9 protein-coding genes are annotated in these 9610 nt (G+C 64.2%); 1 reads left to right on the plus strand and 8 read right to left on the minus strand.

What is annotated here, in order from left to right:
* Window positions 1-421 precede the first annotated feature (421 nt).
* Genes cas2 through ON32_RS23600 form a run of 7 tightly spaced genes read right to left on the minus strand, consistent with a single transcriptional unit; the run spans window position 422 to window position 7665 of the window.
* On the minus strand, window positions 422-685 hold the full coding sequence (cas2, locus tag ON32_RS23570) for a CRISPR-associated endonuclease Cas2 (protein ID WP_040793216.1): 264 nt from the start codon (window positions 683-685) through the stop codon (window positions 422-424).
* Window positions 686-687: 2 nt separating this feature from the next.
* Window positions 688-1668, minus strand: a complete 981-nt coding sequence (gene cas1b / locus ON32_RS23575) for a type I-B CRISPR-associated endonuclease Cas1b (protein ID WP_040793210.1) — start codon at window positions 1666-1668, stop codon at window positions 688-690.
* A complete protein-coding gene (locus ON32_RS23580; protein ID WP_040793211.1) occupies window positions 1669-2166 on the minus strand; it encodes a CRISPR-associated protein Cas4 in 498 nt (165 codons plus the stop codon).
* 4 nt (window positions 2167-2170) lie between these two features.
* Window positions 2171-4540 (minus strand): CRISPR-associated helicase/endonuclease Cas3, encoded by a 2370-nt coding sequence (locus ON32_RS23585; protein ID WP_040793212.1) that lies wholly within the window; start codon window positions 4538-4540, stop codon window positions 2171-2173.
* A complete protein-coding gene (gene cas5 / locus ON32_RS23590; RefSeq protein WP_040793217.1) occupies window positions 4533-5207 on the minus strand; it encodes a CRISPR-associated protein Cas5 in 675 nt (224 codons plus the stop codon). Before cas5 ends, ON32_RS23585 begins: the two co-directional genes overlap by 8 nt.
* Window positions 5204-6256 (minus strand): type I-B CRISPR-associated protein Cas7/Cst2/DevR, encoded by a 1053-nt coding sequence (gene cas7i / locus ON32_RS23595; protein WP_040793213.1) that lies wholly within the window; start codon window positions 6254-6256, stop codon window positions 5204-5206. The genes cas5 and cas7i overlap by 4 nt, the downstream gene beginning before the upstream one ends.
* Window positions 6253-7665 carry a hypothetical protein gene (locus ON32_RS23600; RefSeq protein ID WP_040793214.1) on the minus strand — a complete coding sequence of 471 codons (1413 nt, stop codon included), beginning with the start codon at window positions 7663-7665 and terminating at the stop codon, window positions 6253-6255. The genes cas7i and ON32_RS23600 overlap by 4 nt, the downstream gene beginning before the upstream one ends.
* A 227-nt stretch (window positions 7666-7892) precedes the next feature.
* Here ON32_RS23600 and ON32_RS23605 point away from each other — a divergent pair, with 227 nt between their 5' ends.
* Window positions 7893-9083 (plus strand): IS110 family RNA-guided transposase, encoded by a 1191-nt coding sequence (locus ON32_RS23605; RefSeq protein WP_040793215.1) that lies wholly within the window; start codon window positions 7893-7895, stop codon window positions 9081-9083.
* An 8-nt stretch (window positions 9084-9091) separates the two neighbouring features.
* Here ON32_RS23605 and ON32_RS23610 read toward each other — a convergent pair.
* The coding region (locus ON32_RS23610; protein WP_040793218.1) for a CRISPR-associated endoribonuclease Cas6 at window positions 9092-9610 on the minus strand (519 nt) is incomplete at its 5' end.

Below are 9610 nucleotides of genomic sequence, written 5' to 3' on the forward strand. Positions count from 1 at the left end.
GCTTACCTTCGAGTTGCCAACCCTCGTAGGGCCGATGAGGACCTGTACGAACTCGGGATACCGCCGCTGGCCGCCGCGTTGCCAACCCTCGTAGGGCCGATGAGGACGTCGCAACGACCCCGACACCTCCCGAACCGATATCGCGTTGCCAACCCTCGTAGGGCCGATGAGGACCCCGGTTCCCGCGCCGGTGCCGGAGGTGATCACCTTGTTGCCAACCCTCGTAGGGCCGATGAGGACTCCGGCGGGCGGTGCGCGCGATACGGCAGCGCTTCGGGTTGCCAACCCTCGTAGGGCCGATGAGGACCCCACGGTAAAGCCGCTGGTAAAGGCTTTATCGAAGGGTGACTTTCGGGGGTGATCTGCAGTGGACTGCTGGTAGTGTCGATGTGTTCGGCGTGTCGCTGCAATGATCTTGTTGTCAGATGATCGTCGATGGTGCGGGCTGGGTGGTTCCCCAGGATTCGCGCTGTGGGTTCGCGCCTGGTGGGTAGGTGTAGACCAGGACGCTGTCGTAGGTGCGGTCGATGGCCGTCTCGACGGTTGCGCGGAAGTGTCGGTACTGGGCCGGGCTGAGATCACCTTCGAATACGCTGCGTTGCACATGGTGTAGGTATCGGCGGCAGGTGCGTAGGACGACAGGATTTCGTTCGACGGCGGTGTCGTAGACGACGATGACGTACATGGTCACCACCAGATCCGGAACGGCGTGTACGGTGTTTCTTCGAGCGCGGTGCGGGTCAGTTTGAGGGCGTCGAGGTAGATCAGTTCTTCGTAGGCGACTTTGCGTTTGAGGGTGCGATGGGTGATGGTGGTGCCGAGTTCATCGCGGACGGCGGCCACGACGAATTTGCGTCCGGTGTCGCTGAGCGTGGCGTGGTCGACGCTGCTTTCGAAATGTTGCGGGGTGAGCTGGTTGCGGTGAGCCAGTCGTAGCAGCATTCGTTCTGCGAAGAGGGGTTTGAAGACTTCGGCGAGGTCCAGAGCCAGAGAATGACGCTGGCGCTGCATGCTTGCGTGTAGGAATGCGATGCCGCTGTGCAGGGGAGTCAGGCGAATGGCGGACAGCGTGCGGGTGTAAATGATTCCGTTGACGTAGCTGATGAAGGCATTGCCGGCGTTGCGGGGTGGGCGGCGGATGCGTCCGCGTAGTTGTAGCCAGCCGGGTAGTTGGGTGTCGATCACTTCCCAGGCGCTGCGTCGGAAGGTTCCTTCGGCGCCCATCAGCTGTTCACTGGTCTCGGCCTGCCGCACCGAGGATTCCAGGACCTCGAGTGGGTGGGTGAGGAGTTCGCGGTCGACTACGCGGCGAACGTTGAACGCGGTCGCGCGGACGATCTGACGGGCGATGTCGAGTGCGGTGGTGGGGTTGGTGGCGAGGCGGGCTTGCGCGAGGACCGTCTGACCAGAGGTGCTGGATTCGGCGGTGAGAAGTGATCCGGTGTAATCGCCGTAGTGGCCGAGTAGGTGCACGTTGATGCGGTGGGTGTTGAGCAGGCTGATTACCGCGGTGTTGATGTCGACTGATTCGCAGGCGACGATATCGGCGATGTCGGTGATCGGAATGTGGACGGGTTTTCCGTCGGCACGTTCTATGACCAGGGATTGATCTTTGCGTCGGATCCGGCACGCGGAGGTCAGCCAGTAGGTGCGGGTGGCGGCAGGCATTCAGTCCGTCCAGCAGTAGTCGAAGTAGCTGCAGCCGTGGCAGGCCCGTCGGGCCTGCCGGGGCTGAGACAGCGGGGCGTGAACTGTGTCGAGCGCGCGAGTGATTGCGGCCGCAGCTGCGGCGTCCTCGGCGGGGGTGTAGGGGATTCGTTCGGTACGTCGGATCTTCGGGTACTTCAGGATCGCACCCTCGACCTCGACACCGAGGTGGTGTAACCGGTAGCAGTAGTGCATGGCTTGGGCGCGGTCCGCTGCGGTGAGGCACGACGACGACTTCACCTCATGGACCCACCGGTGACCGTCGAAGTGATCGAGTTTCGCCGCGCCCAGATCGATGCCCTGCTCTCGGCGGTAGCTGGTGTCGTGGACAGCTTCACCGAGCAGGACACGCTCACTCGATGCCTCGGGGCGGATCCCGCGTGCGAACAGCCACAACTGGCGAGGACAGTGTTCGAGGTATTTGATGTGCACCCCGCCGATATCGTCTGCGTTGAGCATCGCGTCAGATGAGCTCGCCGAGCTGGTAAGTGTCGCGACGTTCGTGCTCGATCCTGGTCAGCCCGTGGTCAGGGTCGTAGACGCCGTCGATGATCAGGACATCGAGCCCGCGATCGTAACGGGCGAACCGCCGCGCATAGTGGGGGAGTGGGATCAGGTATTGGCTTCCCAGCAGTCGCCCCGCCTGTGGGTTGGAGACCGAATTGAGCGCTTCGCTGTAGGCGTCCACGTCCTCGGCGAGGATCGCCTCCACCCCGTCGAACAGCTCCTCGAACTCCTCGCCGAGCTTGTCGCGATTGCCGCCGAACACCCCCTCGAACTGGAGATAACGAGCGAACCAGTCTTTGAAATACGTGACCTTCATGGCCCATGTCTCGCCCCACGGGGAGTCGTAGAGTTCATCGAGCCAGGCCCCGAGTATCTGTTCGTCCAAGACGGAGCCATCGTGCGCTTGCAGGATGGCCATGGTCAGTGCGGTGGGTTCTTTCTCGTAGACGCCGTCGGCCCACTCCGCGACGCTGCCCGGGCGCGGCCCGAAGCGAGGTGGGTGCACCACAACATCGGCGGGAGGGCGGGCCGCGATACGGTTGATACGCCCGAATCGCTGGATCAACGGCTCCAAGGGTGCTCCGCTGGTATGCAACGCGTCGAAGGACACATCCAGGGAGACCTCCACCACCTGGGTGGCCACCAGTAGCCCCGGCCGGTGCGGCCTATCGGTGCCGAACCGGTCCCGGATCCGAGACTCGATGTCGGCGCGGTCCATCGTTTTGAATCGCGAATGCAGCAGCATCGGATCTTCGCCGTACAGCTCGCGGCATAGTGTGCCCAGCCGCTCTGCCATGAATAGTGCATCGGCCACATTGTTGGCGACCACCAGCACCGACTGTCCCGCCCGCAAACGGTTTCCGATTTCGGCGAGCGCGCCGCCGCCGGTCAGGTGATCGGTGCCGATCTTAAGGCGATGCCGTTGCGACCATTGAGTGCCTTCCGGCCGTATCTCCTGGAAAACCTCGCCATCGACGCACTGGTTGAGAAGTTCGACGAGTCGGCGCGGAATCGTCGCCGTGACCACTGCGATCCGCCCGCCCAAGCGAACCCAGAACGCGGTGCTGGCCAGGATCATACCCAGCCGCTGCGGCTCGTAGGAGTGCAGTTCGTCGAGTACGAACACCGAGTTCGCGGCATCGATGAGGATCGACGAGCACGCCGTGCCGGCGACAGCACCCCGCAACAGCTGATACGGGGTACCCACACGTACGAGTTCCCGGAACAGCCGCGTCGCCGCAGCACGCGACACCGCACGGCGCGCCGCGTCCGAGTCATCCTCATCGCCACACAGGGAACGATGTAGGTGGTACGCCGCAGCCTTGGAATGCACCACCCCGACAGCATCCTCATCGCCCAGGATGCGGCCGACACGATCGACCATCGCATTGATCGACGCCAGATAGGGCAGCAGGTAGAAGACACGTGGCTGCCCACCGCACTGGTGGCGAAGCTCGGTGACCTGCCGTGCCGCCCACAACAGCGCGGCCTCGGTCTTACCCGACCCGGTCGGGGTGCGCAGCATGAGATGGCCTGCAAGCGCGGCGGCCTCGTGTTGATGCCGACGCAACGGCTTGCCGGAGGCGGCCATCGCGACGGTGAGCCTCTCGGCGAAGCCTGCATCGATCGGCTGGTCGGTGAGCAACTGCCCATGGGCGGAGGACACATGATCGGAGAAGGTGACAGCCCCCTGGATCAGCACTGCGGTCAAGTTGTGGTCGGCGTCGACGTCATCGGGGTATTCCCACTGCGCACGGAGTTGTTCGAGCAGCCGGAAACCGGCTTCGGCGAGATCGGTGTCGGTGTCAGGAGCCGGCTCTGCCAGTTTCTCCTCGCGCAGGACGGAGGCGAGCCACTGTCGTAGCTGCCGCTGCGCGACCGCGGAGACCGGACCGAATCGCGCCGCGAAAGCCGCGGCGTCACCGTCGTTGTAGAGCGACAGGATCGATCGTCCTGCGACACCGGTCAACGGTCGGTGATGGGTCACGACCCCGAGACCCACCCAACCCCTGTCCGGCTCCGGCCACGACGCGAGCAGATCGGCGACGAAACCGAGTGAATACACCTCGTGACGTTGCCCCCACACCGGGCCGGCGCCCCCGGCGACCATCGCCTGGAAACCGGCCGGCACCTTTCCCGCATCATGGGTCAACGCGGCCGCCATCACCCAGCGCCAGAACCCCTCCGGCACCGCAGCGATCCGACCCACCCGTCGCTCGAGTCGTCGCGCACCTGCCAGTGTCGCCGACAGATGATCCGTCAACGGCTCACCGTGCGGGAATCCGGTGCGCGGACTCTTCGCCCGCAACGTGGCCAGCTCATTCATCACCGAGGCTCCTGTCGAAATGCGCCGGGTGAACAGCCCCCAACAGCGCCAATGCCTGACCCGGCTCGGTCTTGTTGTCGACAACACTCCAACCGGTGTCGATCACTGCCTCGCTACCGCTGGGCGCATAGCGGTATCCATCCCAGCGATTGCGCGCCCGGTCGATACTCACCGCCGTCGGCAACCGCAACCGCATCCCTGCCGTGCTCAGCGTCTCCGGCACGATCGCGTGACCCTGCCGACCGGCACCAGCGACAAGGTCGACTTCCGTGGTGCGTGCGGTCGCCAGGTCCTGACTGCGACCGAGCCGCAGCGGCCACACCGGTCGACGCAGCCTGTCGGCCCAGAACTCGATGTCGTCGACCAGCCACAAGGTCAGCACCACATCGGCCAGGAACTCTCGATCCTTCGGCGTCGCCGCAGTAGCCCGCCCCCGTCCATCGAGTGGATGATAGGTTTCCAGGTCGGTCCCGGACCCGCCCGCGGTGAACGCCGCGCCGAATCGCAAACCCACCGGAACCCGGTCCCAGCCACCCGCGGCGCCCGCCAACAAACCCGCGATGGTCGACGGTGGAGGACACGGCAACCCGACCTGCACTCCGGTATACAGAGGGTTACGGAAAGAGGCGATGGCTGCGGTGACCGTCGCCTGCAACGCCTTGGTCACCGCGGCGCGTCCTCGAACCACTCATCGCGGGTCCCGGCTTCGACTTCCTTGGCCAGCCCCCGTAGCACCACACGAGGATGATCGATCACCAGCGTGCCGTCATCGACCAGATCGTCGAGTTCTGCACGCACCTGCTCGCGCTGATCGGCGAGGAACCCCGGAGCCCACCCCACAAGCACGGGTTTGCCCAGCACATCGGCCCACGCCGCGATCTCCTCGCGCAACACACCAGCCTCGAACGCGGTCTCCAGGTGCGGATACCCTTGATCCTCGCGCGAGGCCCGGGCCGTGAGTACCCGTGTGAACGGGTTGTTACCGCCCTCGATCGGTGCCAGCAACGTCATCGCCGGTGACCGCTCCCCATAGTGCAGAGCCCGCTTCGCCCCACCACACACCTCGGCGAGAGTGTTCAACAGCACCGCCAGTCGCCGCCGACGCTCCGCGAGCGGCAATCGCAGACTGTCCAGACCACGGAAACTCACCCGCTCGGCACCGGCTTCCTCCGCGTCCTTGGCTGCGGCGTCGGTGAGATTGCGACGCAACCCGCTGCCTTGCACCTGGAAGACCCCGATCCGCGCGACATCGATCAGGATGTCGCCGGCCAGCTCGGCCGAGTAGTGCTCGTGCTCATGGATCACCGGATTCTCGTCGGGGCCGAACCCACGACTCATTGTCCCGAAATCCCTGGTCGGCCGCCGCGGCGCCACCGACACCAGCGTCCCGGTCGCCAACACGGTGTCGCGTTGATAGTTCCCCTTTTTGCTCGCGACCATGTAGCCGAACAGATCGTCGTCGACATACAGGTCTGGACGCCCGGCGGTATAGGCCTGCTGGTTCGTACCCGAACCGGACCGAGTGACCGGCGACGAGGCCACTTCGGAGGGGAAACTGTCACGTACCCAGCGACGAAACGCCTGTGCCGAGACGTATGGGTGCAGATTGCGGCCGATGTACATCTTCTTCACTTCACCGACATTGCTTTCACCGCGACCGTTGTTCGGTGCGCCGGCGGTGATGTCCAGGGCGATCTTGCCCACGAGATAGGTCACTGATCCTCTTCCTCTGTCAGAATGTCGTCGTCCTGCTCATCGCGATCCTCAGGTATGCCGGCCAGCCACTGGTGTCGTGTCAGATCCTCGAGCACTGCGACGAACAACAGGTCACGGTTGAATCGCACCCGGTCGCCGGGCTCGAACAACAACCGCCACTGTTCGGTGGTCACCAGCGGCTCGGTCGCCTTCGGGTCGAGCGTCCACCTGGTTGCTTGGCGCTTCAGCCACGCCTGTAGTTGCCCGGCATCGGACTGGGCATGCTTGAACTCTGTGAGCGTGCCCCGCTGTGGGTTCTTCCGGAGGAGGGCTCCGATCTTGTTGCCGAGACCTGTGATTTGGTCGATATCACGTTGCGCCACGCCGAGTACCTCCTTGATGAACGAGCGATGCACCTGTGCGAGCGCTTCCGTCTCCGGTGGCGGCGCGCCCAACTCGGCCGTCAGCCGCGACAGAAAGTCGACAGCGGTGATCGGCACACGATGCGGATAACGGAACACGTGGTAGGCCAAGAGAACCGAACCCGGAACCTTGGGTGAATAATGGGCCCGGGTCAGATACCGAAACCCTGCCTTCAGAACTGGAGAGTGCAACGTAGATCGCAGCCACTCCGCCAACGGCTGCTCGACCCCGTACACATCCAGAGTTTGCTGCTTGTTGGAATTGCTGAACACATACAGCTCCACTCCGTCACACAGTCGATCCTCATAGGAACGCAGCGCACGGAGTGCCTCGGTCTCACGCGAATACCGCTGCTCGGAAGCTGATATCGACTCCAGATTGATTCGGTTCCGTGTCAGGCGCACCTGACGAGCGGTGAACTTTGCCAGCGCAGCATCGTCCCAGCTGTGCAACGCCGACGCCTTACCGCCACGAATCGAACACCCGTACGGCATCGCGTAGAAGCTGGCCAGACAACCCCGACACAACGCCAACCCTTCATGCCCGGGCACCGTCGAATTGCGATGTTCGACACTGGCCGCCAACGGAACATCGACCTTGCCGTAGAACCCGCACGCCATCTGTGCACACAAAGTGCACGGCACACCCGATAACCCGGAGGGCACGGATTCAGGCATCTTCCGCCAGCTTCTGATCAACTCCATCCGCTGCTGCTCGGTCAGCGACCTGCGGTTGGTCGTGTTCATCTTCGAATTCGGCCAGAACAAGTAGCTCGCTGCCAGCCAGAACGCCCGCGGTGCCTTGGTATCTTCGAGCCAGGCCGTGGCAACCACATCCTCGGTCATCTTGTCCCACGCCGCCTTGAACTCGGCGTCGGTCAGCGATTCAGGATGCCGTTGAGTCCCCGTGAGACCGGCCAGACCAAGCAGTGCATGGGCGCCGACCCGCTGTAGCGGATGCGGCGTCAACCGTACACTCGGCCAGGCAGGAGTCGCCGTGATACTCATGCCGCCCTACCTTTCTGGTGTGCCCCCGGTCGTCCGGAATGATCGGAGTGTGCAGGCGGGGCGGGTATGGCTTTCATGCGTGCTGCCCTTGATGGCTCAGATGGCTCGGCCGGCCGTCCCGCCCCCTTGTTCCGACCGCTGATTAGGCACTGCGGACCATCGCTGTGTAGGGCGTTGCCGGCGGAGCGGGGACGCACCACACGCACGCCGAAACGAGTGAGGGTTACATGGCAGTTGTCGTGGGAATCGACGTCGCCAAGGAGTTCCACTGGGTCGCGATCGTCATCGCCGAAACCGGGAAAGTCCTTGTCTCCCAGTGGATAAACAACGATCCCGACAGTATCGACGGGCTGATCGGCCGACTGTGCGGCATCGGCGCCGACCACGGTGAGATCACCGTCGCGATCGACCTGATGGGCGGGATCGCGAGTCTGCTGACCGCGATGCTGATCGAGGCGGATATCCGCCTGGTCCACGTCCCGGGCCTGGTGGTCAACCGCGCCCGCCGCGCCACCAAAGGTGGCGAGACCAAATCCGATCCCCGTGACGCCAAAACCATCGCCGACCAGCTGCGCTTGCGAGACGACTGGCGCGAGGTCACCGCCGAGGACGAGACCACTGTGGATCTGCGCATCCTGGTCGGCCGCCGACGCGACCTGGTCGTGGACCAAACTCGCCGCCTGCAACGACTGCGGGAGACCATGACCAGCATTTTCCCGGGTTTGGAACGCGCGGTCGATGTCACCAATCTCGGTGACCTGCACCTGCTGGCCCGCTACGCGACCCCCGACGAGATCCGCCGCGCCGGGCGCCGCCGCATCACCGAGTACCTGTTGCGCGTCGGTGTCCGCCGCTCGTATGCCGAACCGCTGGTCACCAAGGCGATCACCGCGGCCCAGGTCCAACGCACCGTCGTGCCGGGACAAGCCCGCATGGCCGAGTTCGCCCGGGAAATCGCCGCCGAAGCCGTCTCGGCCCGACGCCGCATCGGTGAGCTCGAATCCCAGATCAGAGAGGATCTCGACCGCCACCCTGACGCGGCCCTCATCACCAGCATGCCGGGGATGGGGGCCATCCTGACCGCCGAATTCCTCGCCGAGGCAGGCGATCTCGCCCGGTTCGCCGGCGCCGACCAGCTCGCTTCCGCCGTCGGGCTGGAGCCGGTGCTGCAACAGTCCGGCAAGATGCACTACTTGCGACGCGCGACCACCGGCAGCAAGACGCTGAAGTTCGTCTTCTACCAGTCGGCGTTCGCCGCTATCCGCTCCGACCCGGCCAGCAAAGCCTTCTACGCCCGAAAACGCGCCGAAGGCAAACGACATCACCAAGCCCTCATCGCGCTGGCTAGACGCCGCATCAACGTCCTGCACGCCCTGCTGCACACCCGCCAGCCCTACCGCGCCGCTACCGCCGCTTGACAAAAACATTAGGCAGCCACCCAACCGAATCCAGCGGAATTAGCCTGGCCCAGACCCCAGTCACGGATACCGTTGATTACCTTCCTATCCCCGCGCAAGACCACCTCAACCGACGCGCCCGGCTTCAATCCATCGCCCACCGTGAATGACCGCTTCGGCCCCACCCACGTAACTTGCTCCAACACCACATCCGGTGCCAGGCCCAAGGTCTCGGCCTTGCGTCGCAGGTTGTTCTCGAAATGGAAATGAAATTCCGGTTCCCTCGGTAACAGCCACGCCTGACGAGTGCTTCGGATGCCGTTGTCGTCCCGCCCGGAACCCTTCATCACCACCGGAGTTCGTGTGCGCCACCGGACAGTCTCGGCATCGGATTCGGTTTCAACCAGAGAGATACCGTCGACACGCAACGCCACACCACCCCAATCAATCACCCCACACCGCGCCAACGCCACCGACCAGGCGGCGACAACCTCCGGCAAGGGACTGCCCAACTCCACATACCCCGCTCCACCCGCCGCATAGACCCT

The organism is Nocardia paucivorans NBRC 100373 (assembly GCF_000308675.1).
GTDB classification, from domain to species: Bacteria; Actinomycetota; Actinomycetes; order Mycobacteriales; family Mycobacteriaceae; genus Nocardia; species Nocardia paucivorans.